17 protein-coding genes and 1 pseudogene are annotated in these 19571 nt (G+C 75.9%); 12 read left to right on the top strand and 6 right to left on the bottom strand.

Features of this window, described 5'->3' with window-relative positions; all coding sequences use genetic code 11:
* Window positions 1–340: 340 nt before the first annotated feature.
* Window positions 341–493: an ammosamide/lymphostin RiPP family protein gene (locus D7294_RS31555; protein WP_147450805.1), complete on the bottom strand. Its 153-nt coding sequence runs from the start codon at window positions 491–493 to the stop codon at window positions 341–343.
* Window positions 494–988: 495 nt separating this feature from the next.
* Between D7294_RS31555 and D7294_RS09975 the strand changes: the two genes are divergently transcribed.
* Window positions 989–1921 (top strand): IclR family transcriptional regulator, encoded by a 933-nt coding sequence (locus D7294_RS09975; RefSeq protein ID WP_120677740.1) that lies wholly within the window; start codon window positions 989–991, stop codon window positions 1919–1921.
* Window positions 1922–1998: 77 nt separating this feature from the next.
* Here D7294_RS09975 and D7294_RS09980 read toward each other — a convergent pair whose 3' ends face one another.
* Both D7294_RS09980 and D7294_RS09985 read right to left on the bottom strand, forming a co-directional pair.
* Window positions 1999–3636 (bottom strand): FAD-dependent oxidoreductase, encoded by a 1638-nt coding sequence (locus tag D7294_RS09980; RefSeq protein ID WP_120677742.1) that lies wholly within the window; start codon window positions 3634–3636, stop codon window positions 1999–2001.
* A gap of 87 nt (window positions 3637–3723) precedes the next feature.
* Window positions 3724–5145 carry an aldehyde dehydrogenase family protein gene (locus tag D7294_RS09985; protein ID WP_120677744.1) on the bottom strand — a complete coding sequence of 474 codons (1422 nt, stop codon included), beginning with the start codon at window positions 5143–5145 and terminating at the stop codon, window positions 3724–3726.
* A 224-nt stretch (window positions 5146–5369) separates the two neighbouring features.
* Between D7294_RS09985 and D7294_RS09990 the strand changes: the two genes are divergently transcribed.
* Window positions 5370–7145: a thiamine pyrophosphate-binding protein gene (locus D7294_RS09990; protein WP_120677746.1), complete on the top strand. Its 1776-nt coding sequence runs from the start codon at window positions 5370–5372 to the stop codon at window positions 7143–7145.
* Window positions 7142–8158, top strand: coding sequence for a zinc-dependent alcohol dehydrogenase (locus D7294_RS09995; RefSeq protein WP_120677748.1), 1017 nt, complete (start codon window positions 7142–7144; stop codon window positions 8156–8158). Before D7294_RS09990 ends, D7294_RS09995 begins: the two co-directional genes overlap by 4 nt.
* A gap of 51 nt (window positions 8159–8209) precedes the next feature.
* Here D7294_RS09995 and D7294_RS10000 read toward each other — a convergent pair whose 3' ends face one another.
* On the bottom strand, window positions 8210–8506 hold the full coding sequence (locus D7294_RS10000) for a putative quinol monooxygenase (protein ID WP_120677750.1): 297 nt from the start codon (window positions 8504–8506) through the stop codon (window positions 8210–8212).
* 50 nt (window positions 8507–8556) lie between these two features.
* Between D7294_RS10000 and D7294_RS10005 the strand changes: the two genes are divergently transcribed.
* The 7 genes and pseudogenes from D7294_RS10005 to D7294_RS10025 all read left to right on the top strand — a co-directional run bounded on the left by D7294_RS10005 (window position 8557) and on the right by D7294_RS10025 (window position 15625).
* Window positions 8557–9801, top strand: coding sequence for an oxidoreductase (locus D7294_RS10005; RefSeq protein ID WP_120677752.1), 1245 nt, complete (start codon window positions 8557–8559; stop codon window positions 9799–9801).
* Between the two features lie 199 nt (window positions 9802–10000).
* Window positions 10001–11524, top strand: coding sequence for an FAD-dependent tricarballylate dehydrogenase TcuA (gene tcuA / locus D7294_RS10010; protein WP_120677754.1), 1524 nt, complete (start codon window positions 10001–10003; stop codon window positions 11522–11524).
* Window positions 11525–11628: 104 nt separating this feature from the next.
* Window positions 11629–13023: an MFS transporter gene (locus D7294_RS31875; protein WP_158674600.1), complete on the top strand. Its 1395-nt coding sequence runs from the start codon at window positions 11629–11631 to the stop codon at window positions 13021–13023.
* On the top strand, window positions 13020–14066 hold the full coding sequence (locus tag D7294_RS31880) for an NAD-dependent epimerase/dehydratase family protein (RefSeq protein WP_158674601.1): 1047 nt from the start codon (window positions 13020–13022) through the stop codon (window positions 14064–14066). The genes D7294_RS31875 and D7294_RS31880 overlap by 4 nt, the downstream gene beginning before the upstream one ends.
* Window positions 14067–14077: 11 nt before the next feature.
* Window positions 14078–14971 carry a sugar phosphate isomerase/epimerase family protein gene (locus D7294_RS10020; RefSeq protein WP_120677756.1) on the top strand — a complete coding sequence of 298 codons (894 nt, stop codon included), beginning with the start codon at window positions 14078–14080 and terminating at the stop codon, window positions 14969–14971.
* Window positions 14972–15028: 57 nt separating this feature from the next.
* Window positions 15029–15088, top strand: a pseudogene (locus D7294_RS33930) (hypothetical protein); the annotation flags it as partial.
* 3 nt (window positions 15089–15091) lie between these two features.
* Window positions 15092–15625 carry a GntR family transcriptional regulator gene (locus tag D7294_RS10025; RefSeq protein ID WP_120677759.1) on the top strand — a complete coding sequence of 178 codons (534 nt, stop codon included), beginning with the start codon at window positions 15092–15094 and terminating at the stop codon, window positions 15623–15625.
* 16 nt (window positions 15626–15641) lie between these two features.
* Here D7294_RS10025 and D7294_RS10030 read toward each other — a convergent pair whose 3' ends face one another.
* Entirely contained in the window at window positions 15642–16478 is an 837-nt protein-coding gene (locus tag D7294_RS10030; protein ID WP_241562232.1) for a helix-turn-helix domain-containing protein, read from the bottom strand.
* A 77-nt stretch (window positions 16479–16555) separates the two neighbouring features.
* Between D7294_RS10030 and D7294_RS10035 the strand changes: the two genes are divergently transcribed.
* A complete protein-coding gene (locus D7294_RS10035) occupies window positions 16556–17413 on the top strand; it encodes an alpha/beta fold hydrolase (protein WP_120677761.1) in 858 nt (285 codons plus the stop codon).
* 260 nt (window positions 17414–17673) lie between these two features.
* A complete protein-coding gene (locus D7294_RS10040; RefSeq protein ID WP_120677763.1) occupies window positions 17674–18720 on the top strand; it encodes an NsdA family TPR-like regulatory protein in 1047 nt (348 codons plus the stop codon).
* Window positions 18721–18925: 205 nt separating this feature from the next.
* Here the strand turns inward: D7294_RS10040 and D7294_RS10050 are convergent, their stop codons facing one another.
* A complete protein-coding gene (locus D7294_RS10050) occupies window positions 18926–19516 on the bottom strand; it encodes a hypothetical protein (RefSeq protein WP_120677765.1) in 591 nt (196 codons plus the stop codon).
* Window positions 19517–19571 lie beyond the last annotated feature (55 nt).

Consider the following 19571-nt stretch of genomic DNA (forward strand, 5'->3'; position numbering starts at 1 on the left):
TCGAAGAGCGCCCGCATGGGGTCGGAAAAGGGTCGGAAAAGGGTCGTAGAAGGGCCGGGAACGGGCCTGAGCCGGGCGGGAACGGTGGGGAGTTGCGTGGGAATGCGCCGGAGCGGGACCGAAACGGGACCGAAAAGGGACCGAAAAGGGGCGGGCAGGGGATCGGAACAGGACGGAATCGGGACGGCGCCGGAATGGGCGGAATGGGCGGAGGGGGTGGAACGGGCGGAAGGGGCCGGGCGAAGGGCGGGCAGGGCCGGAGGCGGAGGCCGGCTTCATGGCAGCGGGGTCGCGGCGGGGCCCGTTGGCGCCCCGCCGCGCCCGCCGCGCCGCCCGCGTCTCAGACCTGGGCCAGTGCCAGCGGCGCGATGCTGCTCTCGACCTCGTCGAGGGCGAACTCGATGTCGTCCAGCTCTTCGATGTCGTCCAGCTCATTGAAGTCGGTGGATTCCGCCGAATTCTCCGAGGTCGCGGGAGCCGCTACTTCCGGCATCTTCGTTCACCTTCCTTTCGCTCTCCGGTCGGCGGATGCGGTGGTCCCCTGAATCCGCCGCCGATATGTGCGTGCCGGTGCGAGCGAGGCGCTCGTTCTCGCGAAGGCGGGCACGATATGCAATCCAGGCTGGCAGTCGTTCCCGCGCGCGGCAATAGTGCCCGGCGTCCCCCATCAGGGTGAACGCTCCGGGCGGCATTCCCCGTGGTCATAGGCTTGTATGACCCGGCCGCCGATTCCTTTTCGGTGCCGACCGGAATTCTCCGGCCTGGGCGGAAAATCCACGGAAAGGCTTTCCTTCGCGCCTGCCTGGCGGCGGTTCCGCGGCCGTGCGCCCGCCGTGCCTGCGCTCTGCCTCCGCCGTGCCCCCGCCCCGCCTGCCAGGTCCCTCCCCGGGCGCCCGGCGGCGCCCGGGGCACGGCGGGGCGCGCGGCGGCCCGCGGGGCGCCGCCTCCGGCCCGGGAGGGACGCGGGGGAGCGGCCTAGAATCTGGGTATGTCCACGACGTCGCCGCCCCGCTCCGACAGCCGGTCCCGCAGCGAGAAGCCGGGGCGGCAGGGCCGGCCAGGCCCCGGGGGGCAGGCCGGGCAGCCGGGGCAGCAGGGGGTCGTCGGCGCGCTGCGCAAGGGCCTCGAAATCCTCGACCTCTACTCCCGCGAACGCCAGGAGATCGGCATCGGCGAGATGGCCGAGGCGCTGGGCATCCACAAGTCGAGCGCCTCGCGCCTGGCCGCCACGCTGGCCGGCTCCGGCTATCTGAAGACCGCGCACGCCCCCGGCACCTACCGCCTCGGCCCGCGCCTGGCCGCGCTCGGGGAGATCGCCGGCAGCAGGGCGGGCCTGGCGGAGATCGTCATGCCGCACCTGGAGGAGCTGGTCGCCGCCACCGGCGAGACCGGCCACCTGGCGGTCCTGGAGGGCGCCGAGGCCTCCACCGTGGGCGTCGCGGACGGCTGGCACACCGTGCGGATGCACAGCTGGGTGGGCAAGCGCTCCCCGGCGCACTGCAGCTCCATGGGCAAGGCGCTGCTCGCGGGCCTCGGACCCGCGGCCGTCCGGGAGCTGCTCGCGGGGGCGGAGCCGGCCAGGCCCACCGCCAACACCCTGCACGAGCTTCCCCGCCTGCTGGACAACCTGGAGAGCCTGCGCTCCGGCGGCTTCGGCCTGGACGACGAGGAGCTGGAGTACGGGCTGCGCTGCGTCTCCGCCCCCGTCTTCTCCGCGGACGGCACCGTCGACGCGAGCATCTCGATCTCGGGCCCGACCCAGCGGATCACGCACGCGCGGGTGCCGCGGATCGCCGAGCACGTGCGCTGGCACGCCTGGCGGGCCTCGCAGGCCCGGGGCGCCGTGCGGGTGCCCGAGGGCTGGGCGCCCCCGCCGGCCGCGCCCCCCGCCCCGCTGGACTGGCTGCCCAGGGAGCGGTGAACGCCGGCGCCCCGCGCGCCGCCCGGCGCGCGGGGCACCTCCCGCCCCCGGGGGTCCTGCCCCGGGGCCGGGCCCGTTCAGGAGCCGGCCGTGCCCGCGATGTCCTCGGCCGCGAGCAGTCCCATCACCATGCCGACGGCCAGCGTGGCGCCGGGGCCCGGATAGCCGTCTCCCGCCCAGAAGGCCGCTGCGTTGCCGACCGCGTACAGGCCGGGGAGGGGGCCGTCCGCGCCGAGCACCCGGCCCGCGGTGTCGGTGGTGAGGCCGCCCTTGGAGCCGATGCAGCCGGAGTGGACCCGGGTCGCGTAGTAGGGCGGCCGGTCGATCGGCCCGAGGTTCGGGTTGCCCTCCTGCCAGGGATCGCCGTAGTAGCGGTCGTACGGGTTCTCGCCGCGGTGGAACTCCTCGTCGCGGCCCTGCGCCGAGAACGCGTTCCAGCGCGCGACGCTCTCCTGCAGCCCCTCGGCGTCCACGCCGATCCGGCGGGCGAGCTCCGCGAGGGACCCGGCGGACACGATGTGCCCGGCGAGCGGGCCCGAGGGGGTGAGCCCGGGGAAGGGGTAGCGGCTCCTGAAGCCCTCGTCGAAGATCAGGTACGCCTCCCGGTTGGGCGTCCTGCCCAGCTCGTCGAGCCGGTGCATGGCCTTGCCGAACTCGTTGTACGGGGCCGCCTCGTCGATGAACCGCCGCCCGGCCGTGTTCACGATGACGGCCCGGGGCGTGCCGCGCTCGCGGACCAGCCCCCTGGGGTAGTCGCGCCCGTCCAGCTTCTCGCCCGGCACCTGCGCCATCGGCATCCACCAGCCGTCGTGGACGTTGGCGGTGGGCGCGCCGAGCCGGTCGGCCAGGTCGAGGGCCAGCCCGGTGTTGCTCGGCGCCGCGGCGGAGACCCCGAGGCCCGCGGGCAGCAGCTGCTCACGCAGCCGCGGGTTGCCGTCGAAGCCGCCCGTGGCGAGCACGACGGCGCGGGCGCGGATGTGCTCGGTGCCCGAGGGGGTCCGCACCACCACGCCGCCGACCCCGTCGCCGGCCCGCAGCACGTCGACGACCCTGGCGCCGGCCCGCAGCCTCGCGCCCGCCCGCACCGCGCCGTCGACCAGGGCGGCGGCCAGCGCGACGCCGCCGGTGCGGCCGCCCGCGGCGTACCGGGCCCGCAGCCTCTCGTGGTCGAAGTGCGCCGGGTAGCGCCACTCCTCCCACTCGGCGTGCCGGATCGGCACATAGCCGGGGGCCTCGCGGACCCGCGCCGCCTCGGGCACCAGGCGCCCGAGGTCGAGCACCTCCATGTCGAAGCAGCGGCCGCCGACCGTGGCGCCCGCCAGGTGGGGGTGGTAGTCGGGGTAGTGGGGGCACACGGCGAAGCGGTGCGGGGTGGCCTCCTCGACGAACTCCCGCATGCGCGGCGCGTGGGCGACGAACGCCTCGACGAACTCCGGCCACCTGGGGTCGAAGAGCTGCGACAGGTAGGTGCGCGCCGCCTCCGGGCTGTCCCCGGCGTTCTCCGGGGTGCCGTTGACCGGCACCCACACCCGGCCGCCGGAAAGCGCCGTGGTGCCGCCGAACTCGTCCGCCGCCTCCAGCACCAGGGTGCGCAGGCCCGCGCGCGCCGTGCGGACGGCGGCGGTGAGGCCCGCCGCGCCGCTGCCGGCCACCACCACGTCGTACGCGGTGCCGTCCGCGGTCTCCCCGGCCCGCCGGGCCTCGGTCTCGGTCATCAGCTCTCCGTTCCGCCTGGTTCTGCGTGATCTCGCCGGTCTCGCCGGTCTCGCCTGTCGTGCCGGTCTTGCCTGTGCCGGTCCGCCTCAGAGGTTCAGCACGACGAGGCGCGGGTCCGTCATGTCGTGCACGGCGTACTTCGGGCCCTCCTGGCCGTGCCCGCTCTCCTTCACGCCCCCGTAGGGCATCTCGTCGGCGTGGTAGCTCGACGTGTCGTTGATCATCACGCCGCCCACCCGCAGCCGCCGCGCGGCGCGGAAGGCGAGGTCGAGGTCGTGGGTGAAGATCCCCGCCTGGAGGCCGTAGGGCCCCTCGTTCACCAGGCGGATGGCGTGGTCGACGTCGTCCACCGGCACCAGGGAGACCACGGGGGCGAAGATCTCCTCGTCGAGCACGCGGCTGCCGGGGTCGGGGTCGACCAGCAGCGCCGGGGTGAGCAGCGCCTTGTCCCGCTCCCCGCCGAGGGCGAGCCGGGCCGAGGGGCGGGCCTGCGCCACCCAGGCCGCGGCGCGCTCCGCCTCGGCCGGGTCGATCAGCGGCCCGAGGCTGCTGGCCGGGTCCCGCGGGTCGCCCGCGACCAGGGTCTGGACGCGTTCCCTGGTGGCCTCGGCGAGGTCGCCGAGGCGGGAGCGGTCGACGAGGAGGCGCTGCACGCTGGTGCACACCTGCCCCGCCTTGCGGTACCCGGCCCTGGCGACGAGGGCGGCCACCCGCTCGACGTCGGCGTCGGCCGCCACGATCGAGGCGCTGTTGGAGCCGAGTTCCAGCTGGGTCCTGGCCAGGCCGGCCCGCGCGCTGATCCGGCGGCCGACGGCCGTGGAGCCGGTGAAGGTGTAGAAGCGGACCCGCGGATCGCCGACCAGGGCCTCGCCGAGGTCCTCGCCCGTGCCGCACACCAGCTGCAGCAGCCCCGCGGGCAGGCCGGCCTCGTGGAAGGCGCGCACCGCGTGCACCGCGCTCAGCGGCGTCTTCTCCGCGGGCTTGAGCACCACGGCGTTGCCGGCGGCGAGGGCCGGGCCGATCTTGTGCGCGACGGTGGAGAGCGGGGCGTTGAAGGGGGTGATGGCCACCACGACGCCGACCGGGACGCGGAAGGTGAACGCCAGCCGCCGCTCGCCGCCCGGCGCCGATATCGGGACCTGCTCGCCCGCGATGCGCACCGCCTCCTCGGCGCTGAGCCGGTAGATGCGCGCGGCGCGGGCAAGTTCGCCCCTGGCGTCGGCGAGGGTGAAGCCGGTCTCGGCGACGTAGTCGGCGACCACGCGCTCGCCCTCGGCCTCCAGCGCGTCGGCCACCGCCCGCAGGACGCGGGCCCGCTCCCCGGGCGGGGGCGGCTCCGCGGCGGCGCGGCAGGCCCCGTCGACGGCGGCCAGGACGTCCGCCGGGGTGGCCTCGGCGACCTCGGCCACCGGCTCCAGGGAGTACTTGTCCAGGACGGCCAGGCGGCGGTTCCCGCTCCGCCAGGCGCCGTCGAGATAGAGGCCGCTGGGGCGTTCGGCTGCTGCCACGCGCTCGTCTCCTTTGACCCTTCGCCACGGCCCGGTGGGCCGGTTGCGCCGCACGATGTCGGCCTTTGTGGGCGTCTGCTGCCTTTGTCGAGGTGGTGCCGCCGCGGTCGCTTTCCGCCGGAAGGCCCGCTGGGTGGCGGTCCGCTTGACGGCTTCCGTTATCGTTCCCTACGATCTCGCCCTACGCAAGTCATTGCGGAATACGCAACGGAGGAGACCCGCGGATGTCTCAGTCAGGCGCCGAACTGATCGCCGAATACCTCGTCCGCGAGCGGGTGCCCTACGTCGTGGGGCTCTGCGGCCACGGCGATCTCGGCCTGCTCGACGGTTTGTTCGACCGGCAGGACCGGCTCAGGACCCTCTCGGTCCAGCACGAGTCGATAGCGGGCTTCATCGCCGACGCCTACTACCGCGTCGCGCACCAGCCGATCGCGACGTTCACCTCCTGCGGCCCGGGCTCGGCGAACCTGCCCGTGGCCCTGGGCTCGGCCTTCATGGACGACTCGGCCTTCCTCGCCATCACGGGCAACGTGGCCACCACGCAGTTCAACCGCACGCCCTTCCAGGAGACCGGCCGCTACTTCCAGGCCGACTTCCCCAGCGTCGTGCGCCCCTACGTCAAGCGCAGCTTCCAGGCCACCCGCCCCGAGCAACTGCCCCTGATGCTGCGGCAGTCCTTCGCGCTGATGCGGCAGGGCCGGCCGGGCCCCGTGCACCTGGACGTCCCCCTGGACGTCTTCGTCGAGCACACCGCGGAACCGCCGGCCGATCCGGCCACCTGGAGCACCGGCGCCCGGCCGCGGCCCGGCGCCGCCGAGGCGGAACTCGACCGCGTGGTGGAGCTGATCGAGGCGGCCGACCGCATCGTCCTCGTGGCCGGCTCCGGCGTCGAGGGCTCGGAGGGCGAGGCGGCCCTGGCGCAACTGGCCCGCGAGCAGCGCCTCCCGGTGGCCACCTCCCCGCTCGGCAAGGCCACCTTCCCCACGGCCGACCCCCTCGCCCTCGGCCCCACGGGCCGCAACGGCACCTACGCCGCCAACCGGGCCGCCCGCGGGGCCGACCTCGTGCTCGCCTTCGGCACCCGTTTCGACGACCGCGCCACCAGCTCCTGGCTGCACGGCTACACCTACGCCTTCCCCGAGGCCAGGCTGGTGCACGTCCACATCGACGCCGCGGAACTCGGCCGCAACTTCCCGCCCACCGTCCCCATCCAGGCGTCCCCCGCCACGGTGCTCGCCCAGCTCGCCGCCCGCCTGCGCGGCAGGCCCGTCCCCTCCTCCCGCGACGCCTGGCTGGCGGCCGTCGCCGGCTGGAAGCGCGAGTGGGAGCGGCACGTCGCCCCGCACCGCGCCGCGGACGCGGCGCCCCTGCGCCCCGAGCGCGTGGTCGCCGAGCTGCGCGCGGCCCTGCCGGACGACGGCGTGCTGCTGAGCGACGTGGGCGTGCACCACAACTGGCTGGTGCAGGAATGGGAGGTGCGCGCCCCGCGGACGTTCCACCAGAGCTGGGGCTTCGCCTCCATGGGCTTCGGCGTGGGCGGCGTCATCGGCTCCTGGCTGGCCGCCCCCGAGCGCAAGCACGTCGCGGTGGTCGGCGACGGCGGGTTCCTCATGCTGCCGAGCGCCGTGGCCACCGCCGTGCAGTACGACATCCCCGTCACCTGGCTGGTCTGGAACAACGGCGGCTTCCAGTCCATCCGCGACCAGCAGCGTTCCTACTTCGGCGCGGACCGCGAGCTGGCGACGACCTTCCTGCACGAGGCCACCGGCGCCCCCTACCGGGCCGACCACGCCGCCCTGGCCCGCGCGATGGGCGCCGAGGGCCTCACCGTGGAGGGCGTGGGGGACCTGGCGGGCGCGCTGGAGAAGGCCATCTCCTCGCCGCGCCCGACCGTCGTCGACGTCCGGGTCGACGACGCCGTCGGACTCCCGGCCGCCGCGACCTGGGAGTTGCCCCCGCTGCCGCACCCGGCGCCCGGATTCGGCTGGCCGGACGCATGAGCGCCACCGTGCGGGCCCTGGTCAAGTCGGCCCCGGGGGAGGGCCACGTCTCCCTCGCCGAGGTGCCCGAGCCCATCCCCGGCCCCGGCGAGGCGCTGCTCGAACTGGTCTACGCCGGCATCTGCCACACCGACCTCAACATGATCGCGGGCGCCTACGGCCCTGGCTCCGGCTACCGCCCCTCCTACCCGGTGGTGCTCGGCCACGAGTTCACCGCCCGGGTGGTGGCCACCGGCCCCGGGGCGGAGGACCTCGCGCCCGGCACCCGCGTCGTCAGCGGCTGCCACCTCACCTGCGGCGCCTGCCGCTGGTGCGCCTCGGGCCGCTCCATGCTGTGCGTCCGGCGGCGGGTGATCGGGCTGGACGCCGACGGCTGCTGGGCCGAGCGGTTCGTCATGCCGCGCCGCAACCTGGTGGCGCTGCCCGGCACCGTCTCCGACCGGCTCGCCGCGCTCGCGGAGCCCTTCGCCGTCGGCGCCCACGCCGTGGACCTCGCCCGCGTCGAGCGGGGCGAGCGGGTGGCGATCGTGGGGCCTGGCACCGTGGGCCTGCTCACCCTCGGCGCGCTGGCCGGACACGAGGTGACGGTGGTCGGCCGCCGCGCGGACGCCAGGCAGCTGGAGCTGGCGCGGGAGTTCGGCGCCACCCGCCTGCTCCGCACGGAGGAGGCGGAGGCGGCGGCCGGCACCTTCGACGCGGTGTTCGAGACGGCGGGCAGCGCCGCCGCCGCCACGCTCGGCGCCCGGCTGCTCGGCCCGGGCGGCAGGCTGATCTGCGTCGGCCTGCCCACCGGGCCCGCCACCTTCGACACCGCCCAGCTGGCCTGGCAGGAGCGCTCCGTCCTCGGCTCGCGCGCCTACGACCTGTCGACCTGGCAGTCCATCCCCGGCCGGCTGGCGAACGCGCCGCAACTCGAGGCCATCGCCGGCCACACCGTGCCGCTCGGCGAACTCGGCCGCGCGCTCGGCCTCATCGCCTCACGCCGGGCGACCAAGGTGCTCCTGCACCCCTGACCCCTTTGCCCCACGGGAGCCACCATGAGCCCGCACCGCGGCCACCGCCCCTCACAGCGGCACCGGAACGTGACCGTGCACCGAACGCCAGGCGAGCAGCGGCACCACGCCCTCCAGCACGAGCGACCGGAAGTGGCCGGACGCCCGGTGCCTCTCGAACGCCTCCCGGTCCGCGTACCGCTCCACCAGCGTGACGCGGTCCGGGTCGGCGCGGGAGACGAAGCCCTCGAAGCTCACGCAGCCCGGCTCCGCCCTGCTCGCCTCCTCCAGGCGCGACAGCAGGGCGAGCACCTCCTCCCGTGCGCCCGGCCTGATCTGCCACTCGGCGAGGACGAGGAACTGGCTCATGCCCGCATCCTCCCAGCCGCCGCCCCGCCCGGCGGCCCGGGGGCCCGCCGGTGAGCGCCCCCGGCCTCTTCGCGCCGCTCGTGCTGCCGAGCGGCGAGGTGCTGCGCAACCGCGTGGTCAAGGCCGCCATGGAGGAGCAGCTGGGCGCCGCGGGGCTGCTGCCCGACGCCAGGCTGCACCGGCTGTACCGGCGGTGGAGCGCGGGCGGGGCGGGCCTCCTCCTCACGGGCAACGTCATGGTCGACGGCCGGGCGGCCACCAGCCCGGCCGGGGTCGCCCTGGAGGCGGGGAGCCCCCTCGGGCCGTTCGCCCGCTGGGCCGAGGCCGCCCGCGCGGGCGGGGCGCGAGCCTGGATGCAGCTCAACCACCCGGGCCGGCAGGTCAGGGCCGACCAGCGCGGCATCGTCCTCGGCCCCTCGGCGGTGGCCGTGGACGCGCCCGGTTTCGCCGCCCCGCAGGCCATGGACGCGCACGACATCGGCAGGCTCGTGGCCAGGTTCGCCCACACCGCGGCCCTGGCCTGCGAGGCCGGCTTCACCGGGGTCCAGGTGCACGCCGCGCACGGCTACCTGATCGGCCAGTTCCTCTCCCCGCTGGCCAACCGGCGCGACGACGCCTACGGGCGCGGTCCCGAGGGCCGGGCGCGCCTGCTGCTGGAGATCCTCGACGCGGTGCGGGCCCGGCTGCCGCGCGGGGCCTCGCTCGGCGTGAAGCTGAACACCGCCGACTTCCAGCGCGGCGGCTTCGGCCCCGACGACGCGGAAAGGGTGGTGCGGCTGCTCGGGGAGCACGGCGTCGACCTGCTCGAACTCTCCGGCGGCAGCGCCGTGCGCCCCGCCATGCACGGCGCGCGGCTGCCCGCCTCGACGCGGGCCAGGGAGGCGTTCTTCCTCGACCTGGCCCCTCGGCTGGCGGCCGCCGCCTCGATGCCGACGATGCTCACCGGCGGCATCCGGGCCCGGCCGGTCGCCGAGGGGGTGCTGGCCCGGGGGCTGGACGCGGTGGGCGTGGGCACCGCCCTCGCCCTCGTCCCCGACCTGCCCGAGCGCTGGCGGCGCGACCCCTCCTTCGCGCCCGCCCCGCCCGCCTGCGGCGAGGAGAGCCCCGAGCGCCTCGCCGCAGGCACCCAGGCCACCGTCCGCTGGCTGCTGCGCCGGTGGGCGCGCCCCGAGCCGGGCACCCCCCGGGTGCCGCCGCCGGGGCGCGCCATCGCCGTCGACCGGGCCCGCCGCACCCGGCTGCTGCCGCGGTACCACGCCTACCTGGCCTCCCGCCGTGGCGAGCCGCGGGTCTGAGGCGGGGCGCCGCCCGCCGCCGCGGCCCACCGCCTGTTCCCGGGCCGCCGCAGCCGGGGCGTCACCCCGGCGCGCCCGGGCGCCGCGTCCCCCAAAAGAACGCTGCATTGTGCTTGACGCAACGGGTTGCGCTAGATACAACCTTCTCGGTAGACAACGGTATACAAGGCTCGACACCCCGGCACACCAGGAGATCCGCATGCCCCCCGCAACGCCCCACCCCACCCACCCCGCCCCGGGAGCGGCCGCCGGCGCGCCCGGGGAACGGGCCGACGTCGTCGTCGTGGGAGCGGGCAACGCGGGCTTCTGCGCGGCCCACGCCGCCGCCGAGCGGGGCCGCCGCGTGATCCTCCTCGAACGCGCCGCCGAGGCCGAGGCCGGGGGCAACAGCTACTACACCGCAGGCGCCACCCGCATCGTCCACGCCGGCCTCGACGAACTGCGCGAGTTCGTCGTCCCCGACGCACGCCACCCACTGACCACCGTCCCCGCCTACACCGCGGAGGACTTCGGCGCCGACATGGCCAAGGTGACCGAGGGCCGCAACGACAAGGCCATGACCGAGGTCCTGGTCGCGGAGAGCCAGGACACCGTCCGCTGGCTCGTCTCCCTCGGCCTCGCCTACCGCCTCATGTACGAGCGCCAGGCCTACCGGCGGCCCGACGGCACCTACCTGTTCTGGGGCGGCCTGCACCTCGGCAACGTCGGCGGCGGCCAGGGCCTCCTCGCCGACCACACCCGGGTCGCCAGGCGCCTGGGCGTCGACATCCGCTACGGCCACGGCGTCACCGGCCTGCGCACCGAGAACGGCCGCGTCACCGGCGTCACCTGCACGAGGCCCGACGGCACCCGGGGCACCCTGGCCGCCGACTCCGTCGTCCTCGCCTCCGGCGGCTTCGAGGCCAGCGCCGAACTGCGCGAGCGGCACCTGGGACCCGGCTGGGCCCGCGCCAAGGTCCGCGGCACCCCGGAGAACACCGGGGAGCTGCTGATCGCCGCGCTCGAACTCGGCGCCGCCAAGGGCGGCGACTGGTCCACCTGCCACAGCGTCCAGTGGGACGCGTTCCTGCCCGAGAACGAGAGCAACCGCGAGCTGACCAACCGGCTCACCCGCCAGAGCTATCCGCTGGGCGTCATCGTCAACCGCGAGGGCCGCCGCTTCCTCGACGAGGGCGCCGACTTCCGCAACTACACCTACGCCAAGTACGGCCGGGAGATCCTGCGCCAGCCGGGCTCCGTCGCCTGGCAGATCTTCGACGCCGCGCTGCGCCCCATGCTGCGCACCGAGGAGTACGACATGCCGGGCATCTCGGTGGTCACCGCGGACACCCCCGGCGAACTCGCCGACGCCGCGGGCATCGACCGCGCGGCCTTCGAGGACACCCTCGCCGCCTTCAACGCCTCCATCGACCGCAGCGTCCCCTTCGACGCCACCGTCAAGGACGGCCGCCGCGCCGCCGTCCACCCCCCCAAGTCGAACTGGGCGGCGCCCCTCGAAACCCCGCCGTACTACGCCTACGCCGTCACCTGCGGCATCACCTTCACCTTCGGCGGCCTCAAGGGCGACCTCGACGGACGCGTGCTCGACGGGCAAGGCCGCCCCATCCCCGGCCTCTTCGCCTGCGGCGAGGCCCTGGGCGGCCTCTTCAGCGGCAACTACCCCGGCGGCTCGGGACTCACCGCAGGAATGGTCTTCGGACGCCGGGCCGGACGCGCCGCCTAGCGAGCGCCCCGCGTCCACCGCCCACCGGCGACCGCCCACCACCCCCTCGACGACCGCCCGGCCGAAGCGGCGCAAGCCATCCCCCAACGAAGTGGAGAGCCATCGTGTCAGACACCACGGAGCGGGCGTACGACCCGAAACAGGCCAGGCGCGCCTTCGCGGCCGGGGCCGTCGGCACCGCCGTCGAGTACTACGACTTCTTCGTCTACGGAACCGCGGCCGCCCTCGTCCTCAACGACCTCTTCTTCCCCAACGTCGACCCCGTCATCGGCACCCTCGCCGCCTTCGCGACCTTCGCCGTCGGCTTCATCGTGCGCCCCATCGGCTCGGTCGTCTTCGGCCACATCGGGGACCGCATCGGACGCAAACGCTCCCTGGTGCTGTCGCTGCTGCTCATGGGCATCTCGACCTTCTCCGTCGGCCTGCTGCCCGACTACGGGGCCATCGGCATCGCCGCCCCGATCCTCCTGGTCACCCTGCGGCTGCTCCAGGGCGTCGCCCTGGGCGGGGAATGGGGCGGCGCCACCGTCCTGGCCTCCGAGTACGCCAGGGAGGACAACCGCGGCTTCGTCGGCAGCCTGGTCCAACTCGGCTCGCCCATCGGCCTCCTGCTGTCCTCCGGCATCTTCGGCCTCGTCGGCCTGCTGCCCGACGCCGCCCTGGAGTCCTGGGGCTGGCGCCTGCCCTTCCTGCTCAGCTCCGTCATGGTCGCCATCGGCCTGTACATCCGGCTCAACCTCATGGAGTCACCCGAGTTCGTGCGCGCCAGGGCCGCGGGCGAGATGACCTCCAAGGTCCCCGCGATCGACGTCTTCCGCTACTCCTGGCGCGAGCTGCTGATGGCCATCGGCATGCGCTTCGCCCCCGACATCGGCTTCTACGTCTGCGGCACCTTCCTCGTCAGCTACGGCGTCGACAACGTCGGCTACGACAAGGGCGAGATCCTGGCCGGCGTCTCCATCGCCGCCGCCGTCGAGATCTGCACCATCCCCCTCTTCGGCAGACTCAGCGACCGGCACGGCCGCCGCACCCTGTACTTCATCGGCTGCACCTGGTTCGCCGTCATGGCCTTCCCCGTCTTCGCCCTGGTCAACACCGGCGTCGCCCCGCTGGCCTGGCTCGGCATCGTGCTGGCCCTCGCCGTCGGCCACGGCATGCTCTGGTCGATGGCCGCCTCCATCAACTCCGAGCTGTTCCCCACCAGGTACCGCCTCACCGGCGCCAACTTCGGCCTCAACATCGCCAACATCGTCGGCGGCGGCCCGGCCGCCCTCATCGCCGGCGCCCTGGTCCTGTGGGCCGACTCCTCCTGGCCCGTGGCCCTCTACGTCGTCCTCGCCGCCGTGATCAGCTTCGCCGCCGTCCTGCCCGCCCCCGAGACCTCCACCCGGCGCCTCGCCGAGGACTACTCCACCGCCGCCAGGCCCGCGAAGGCCGGGCGGGCCGACGTCCCCCGGCCGGCCGGCCGCACCGCACTCAGCAAGGGGACCGCCAAGTGACCACCCTCGTCACCGGGGGAGCCGGCTTCGTCGGCCGCCCCCTCGCCGCCCACCTCGCGCGCCGCGGCCACCGCGTCCTCGCCGCCGACCGCCTCTCCGCGGCCGAGGCGCTCGCCGGCCTCCCGGGCGAGGTCGCCTACCGGCAGGTCGACGTCGCCGACCGCGCCGCCGTGGCCCGGCTGATCGAGGACACCAGGCCGGAGATCGTCGTCCACACGGCCGCCGTCGTCGGCGTCGCCGCCAGCGTCGGCGCCGGCGTCATGCCCACCGTCCAGGTCAACATCGCCGGCAGCGTCAACCTCTTCGAGGCGCTCCACCGCGTCGGCGGCGTGCGGCGGCTGATCGACCTCTCCTCCGAGGAGTACTACGGCGACTTCGCCACCGACCCCCTCCCCGAGACGGCGCCCGCCGCCCCCGTCTCCCCGTACGGCATCTCCAAGTTCGCGGTGGAACGCCTCGGCCGCTTCTACGCCGAAACCGCGGGACTGCCCTACGTGGCCGCCCGCCTGTGCTGGGTCTACGGTCCCGGCTTCCCCCGCACCCGGCTGCCCGCCCCCTGGCTGGACGACATCGCCGCCGGCCGCGTCAGCATCCTGGAACGCGGCGGCGACCAGCGCATCGACTTCACCCACATCGACGACGTCGTCCAGGGCCTCACCCTGCTCGCCGAGGCCGGCACCCTGCGGCACCGCGCCTACCACCTGGCCACCGGACGGGCCGCCACCCTCCACGAGATGGCCGGCATCCTGCGCCGGCTGCGCCCCCAGTGGCGCGCCCGGGTCGGCGACGGCGGCCTCGAACTCGCCCCCGGCGTGCCCGCCGCCCGCAAGGGCGCCCTCGACATCACCCGCGCCCACGAGGAACTCGGCTACACCCCGCGCGTCTCCCTGGCCGCCGGCCTGGAGTCGAACCTGCTCCTCGTCGAGGCCGCCCACGACTCCGCCCACGACTCCGCCCGCCGCCCCGGCCCCGGCGCGGACCGGGCCCCCGCCCAAGACCCGGCCCCGAAGCCGGACTCGGGCCGGGGCGCACGCGCCGACTGAGAGGAAGAGACATGCCCCACCCGCCCGCCCCGCTCGCCCTCGGCGGCACCACCTACAGCTGGATGCACCAGGCCACCCTCACCGAGGCGCTGCGCGGCCTGGCCGAGGCCGGCTTCACCCAGGTCGAGCTGACCACCGCCGCCCCGCACCTCCAGTCCGGCGCCGCCGGAACCCTGGAGCGGCACGCCCTCGTCCGCGAGCTGCGCGCCCTGGGCCTCACCCCCACCTCGGTGAACCCCGGCTTCCTCGACATCAACCTGCTCAGCCCGAGCAACGAGTTCCGCGCGCTCAGTCTCCGGGCCATGCTCGACGAGCTGGAACTCGCCGCCGACCTGGGCGCCCCCTACGTCATCGCCATGCCGGGCCGCAGGCACGCCCTCTCACCCGCCCCGGACGAGGCCTGCCGCTGGTGGCTCGACCAGGCCCTCGACACCCTCGTCACCCGCGGCGAGGCCCTCGGCGTCGCCCTCGCCCTGGAGACCAACCCCTACGGCTACCTCGGCAGCGCCGCCCAGCTCACCGAGATCGCCGACCGCGTCGACTCGCCCTGGCTCGGCATCGCCTACGACGCCGCCAACACCCTCACCGTGGAGAACGTCGCGGACGGGGTGCGCACCGCCGCACACCGCCTGAAGATCGCGCACGTCAGCGACACCTGGCGGGACCGCTGGGTACACACCTCGCCCGGCCGCGGCGAGGTCGACTTCGCCGCCTACGCCGACGCCCTCCGCGAGGTCGGCTACACCGGACCCACCATCTACGAGCTGATCGACATGGAGCCGCCCGGGCCCCGACTGGCCCGCGACATCGCCACGTTCGGGCAGTACGGTTGGACCACGGAAGCCGTCGGGGACCTGCCGGCCGCGCCGCGCCGCCGGCCGGCGGCCCAGGGGGAGGGGAGCTGACCGATCGCGACCAGCGTCTACGAGCAGATCCGCGAGGCGATCATCTCGGGGCACCTGCTGCCCGGCAGCCCGCTGAGCGAGAAGTCGCTCGCCGCCGAGTTCGGCATCTCCCGCACCCCCGTGCGCGAGGCCCTGCACCGGCTGGAGGGCGAGCGGCTGGTGGAACGCAGCGGCCGGGCCGTCACGGTGCGGCGGATGACGCCCGAGGAGATCCTCGACATCTACGAGGTCCGCACCACGCTGGAGGGCGCCGCCGCCCGCAGCGCCGCCACCCGCGCCACCGCACTCGACCTCATGCGGCTGAAGGCCGCCCAGGAGGCGATGCGCGCCCAGCGGGGCGGGGACCCCTGGGAGCGGGCCCGCCTCAACCGCCGCTTCCACCAGGCGATGTGGGAGGCCAGCCACAGCCTCACCACCCTGGACCTGCTGGAGCGGCTCAACTCGCACCTCTTCCTCTCCGCCAAGACGATGCTCGGCGTCGACGAGCGCTGGCAGACCGTCCTGCGCGAGCACGACGAGCTGATCGCGGCGATCGAGTCCCGCGACCCGGACGCGGCCCGCCGCATAGCCGAACACCACATGCTCGGCGCCCGGGACGTCCGCATGCGGCTGTTCGCCCACGACGCCCCCACCGGCCGGGCCGCCGCCTCCTGACCGGGCCGCGGCCCTCCTACCCGCGCCCGGGCCGGCCCCAGGCGCGGTCGTCGACCGCGAGGAACGGCTCGTCGACGACGGTCACGGGGGTCAGCCCCGTGAAGGCCGCGACCTCCCGGTGCAGGTGTGACTGGTCCGCGTAGCCGCCGTCCGCGGCGACGCCCGCCGCGTCCTGCCCGGCGACCAGGCGGTGGACGGCGTGGTCGAAGCGCACCAGCCGCGCGGCGTGCTTGGGCGACAGGCCGACCTGCGCCCGGAACCGGGACCACAACTGCTTGCGGCTCCACCCGAGTTCGGCCGCGAGGCGCTCGATCCGAATCACGCCCCGGTCGGCCGCGATCCGGCGCCAGGCCCAGGCCACCTCGGGGTCCACTCCGGGCGCCGCCGCGCACCGCCGGGCGAGCCAGGCGTCCATCCACGCGAAGCGGGCCGCCCAGGAGGGCAACTCGCCCAGCCGCCCGGCCAGCCGCGCCGCATCCCGCCCCCACAGCTCGTCCAGGGACAGCGCCGCACGGCCGAGGTCGGCCACGGCACCGCCGAGAACGGCGCGTGCCACGACCGGCGACAGCCGCACCTGGAGGCACGCGAAGGCGTCGGCCCGCAGCGCGGAGAGGCGTTCGCCGTACCCGAGCCCGGTGACGAAGCTGCCGTGCTGCCGCCGCCCGGTGGCGTCCTCCACGGCGATGGTGCCGCCGAACACCAGCACCAGGGCCACGGCCGGATGCGGGACGAGCCGCAGACCTGGCGGGGTGATGCCGCGATCGCGGAACCCGGCCATGGCGACCCCGGGCACGCGCAGGGGACGCGCGGGAGAGGCGACGTCCCACAGCAGGCCGTCCGCTTCGCGGTCCATCTCCCCATCCTAGGCGCGCCGTACCGGCGGAACATTCGTCCAAGCCGCCCGCCCGCGCCGGCGGCCACAGTGCCCTCATGACCACTTCGGACCACACCTCCATCCCTCCCGGGACCTCCCCGGACGCACCGTCCCCCGCCACCGTCGAGACGACCCTGTCCCTGGCCGACGGCGAGATCCACGTCTGCCTGGACGGCCCGCGCGAGGCGCCCGCGCTCCTCCTCATCCACGGGACCGCCGCCTCGGCCCGCTCGTGGGAGCCGTTGCTTCCGCTGCTCTCCGGCTCCCGCCGGGTCGTCCGGATCGACCTGCTCGGGTGCGGCCGGTCGGGCAGGCCCGACGGCGCGAGCTACGCGGTCGAGGACCAGGCCCGCCGGGTCGGCGAGGCGCTCGACCGGCTCGGCGTCGGGCCCGCCGGCGTCGTCGGCCACTCCAGCGGCGGCGTGTTCGCCACCGCGCTCGCCGCGCAGCGGCCCGACCTCGTGACGTCGCTCGTGCTCATCAACACCGGCCCCCACATGGCCGCCTACATCGCGAAGGAGGTCCCGCTCCGCGCGGCCTCCTGGGCGGACCTGACGGACGACCAGGTGCGCCTGGCCATCCGCGACGGGTTCCACGAGGGCTTCGAGATCCCCCAGGACTACGTGGACCAGTTCCGGGACATCGACTTCGAGGCGTTCGGCGCGACGAGCCAGGCGATCCGCGCCTACCTCCACGAGCGGCCGCTCCCGGAACGGCTGGTGCCGCTGGGCAAGCCGCTGCTCGTGCTCTTCGGCGAGGAGGACCGCAGGTGGCGCCCCGCGTCCGCGGCCGACTACCGCGCCGTCCCGGGCGCCACGGTCACCATGCTCCCCGGCCTGGGCCACTCGCCCAACCTCGAAGACCCGGCGCGGACCGCCGCCCCCCTGCTGGCCTTCACCGAGGCCCCACGCTAGGGGGCGGCCGTCGCCGGCCGCCACCGCGCCTGCCGCCCACGTCACTTGCGCACGCCGGAACGAGGGGACCCGGGTCGCCGGCCTGCGCCGGGGCGTGCGCCGGGGGTGTGCGCCCGTGGGCCGGCCAGGCACCGCGGGGCGGGCCGCCGCCTCCCGCCCCGCCGCCCCACGGGCCGGCGCCCTGCGGGCCGGAACGGTGGCGGCGGGCAGGGGAAGGAGCCGCGGTTCCGTGCGCCGGGGGAGTGGGGCATAGTGCGGGCATGGCGGAACGTGCGGCGGGCGGGGCGGGCCGGGGCGCGGACCCGGGCGCGAGGGGGCCCGGGGCGCGCCACGGCGGCGAGGCGGGGCCGGGCGGGGCGTCCGCGCAGGCCGAGCGGATCGTCGCGCTCGACGTCGCGCTCGGCGCCCGGGGCGCGGCGCCGTTCGCCAGGCGCGTCCTCGCGGCGGCGCGATCCGCGCACGGGGCGCCGGGCGGCGGGACGCCGGAGCGCGGCGCGTGCGGTGAGCGCGGTGCGGCCGGTCAGGACGGGGCGGCCGGTCAGGAGGGCATAGCCGCGGCGGCCAGGCTGTACCAGGTGGCCGGCTGGACCCTGTTCGACGCCGGGGAGCACGCCGCCGCCCGCCTCCTGTACCGGCGTGCGCTGGCGCTGTGCCGCGGCCTGGACGCCGCCGGAGCCTCGCCGGAACTCCTCGTGCGCTCGCTCATGAGCATGCAGGAGGAGCAGCTGGGGCGGCCGGAACGGGCCCTGCGCCTCGCCTCCTCCGCCCTCGCGCGCGAGGACCTGCCGCCGCGGGTGGCGGCGATGTTCCACCTGCGACGGGCCCCGGCCTACGCCCGGCTCCGGCGGCGCGACGACGCCCTGCGGTCACTTCGCACGGCGCGGGAGCTGCTCGCCGAGGGGCCGCGCGCGGACGACCCGCCCTGGGCCTGGTGGCTGGACCAGGGGGAACTGCTCGGCCACCACGGGCTGGTCCACGCCGCCCTGGGGGACCCCGAGGCCGCGGCCCCCTTCCTCCACGAGGCGGCGGCGCCCGGCGGCGGCCCGGCCTACCGCGCGGTGTTCGCCACCGGGCTCGCCCACCTCCTGGCCGGGCTCGGCGCCTGGCGCGACACCGCCTCCTGCCTCTCCGCGCTCGCCGAGTCCTCCCGTCCCCTCGGCTCGGCGCGGGCCCTCGCCTCGCTGGCGGGCGCCCTCGCCCTGGTGGAGTCGGGCCGCGGCGTCCCGCGCGGGCTGCGCGACACGGCGCACCACCTGGCCGCGTGCCACGCGCCGGCGTGGCGAGCGCTGCCCGCGCCGGCCGGCTGAGCCCTCCGCGCACCGCCCGAGGGGACGCCCCGGGCGCGGGCGGCAGGGGAGTCGCCCACCCGCCGCGGCGGACCAGACCTCAGCGCCCCGCGGCGCGACGGTCCAGGCACGGGCGGCTTCGCCCTCGCCCCGGCCGCCCCCGGCACGGCCGCCCTCGCCCTGGCCGCCCTCGCCCCGGGCGGCCCCGGCCCGGGCGGCCCGGCCCTCACCCCGGGCCGTCTCCCAGGGGGAACCGCTCGCGGAGGAAGCGCCCCAGGTCGGCCCGTACCCGATCGAGGGCGCGCAGGGTCCCGGCCGCCTCCTCGGCCAGCCGGTCCAGCTCGCTCCCGGCCGCGCCCCCGGCGACCAGCCGCCGCAGCCGCGCCCGGTGCGCGGCCATCCACTCGGCCCGCGCCTGCGTCGCCTGCTCGAAGTCCTGCAGCAACTCGGGGCAGTAGACGTGCATCATGCTGCGCAGCGTGCGCCGCGCGGCCTGCCGCCTCCTGGATCGGCTCCACCGCTGCGCCACGGGCGGTGCGGGCGAAAGCAGCCCCTCGATGTCGCTCATGGGCAGGGGCACGTAGCGCCCGTCCGTCTGTGACGGCGCCCCCTCCGGGCAACCCCCGGCACGGACCGCCTCCACCGCCTCCCAGGTCTGCCGCGCCGCCACACACCACTCGCGCAGGATCTCGTGCAGTTCCAGCAGCGCCTCGTGCATATGCGGCCAGGCGGGCCTGCCCGCGGCGCCGCGCGCCACCCCGGCCAGCACGCTGCTCCCCGCCCGGGCCACCGCGCCGGCCTCAGGACCCGTCACCACGCCCCGCTCCCCCCGTCCAGGTACCCGCTCCCCTACCCGCACCCCGCCGGGAACA

Origin of the sequence: Streptomyces hoynatensis, assembly GCF_003626535.1 — a bacterium.
GTDB classification, from domain to species: domain Bacteria; phylum Actinomycetota; class Actinomycetes; order Streptomycetales; family Streptomycetaceae; genus Streptomyces; species Streptomyces hoynatensis.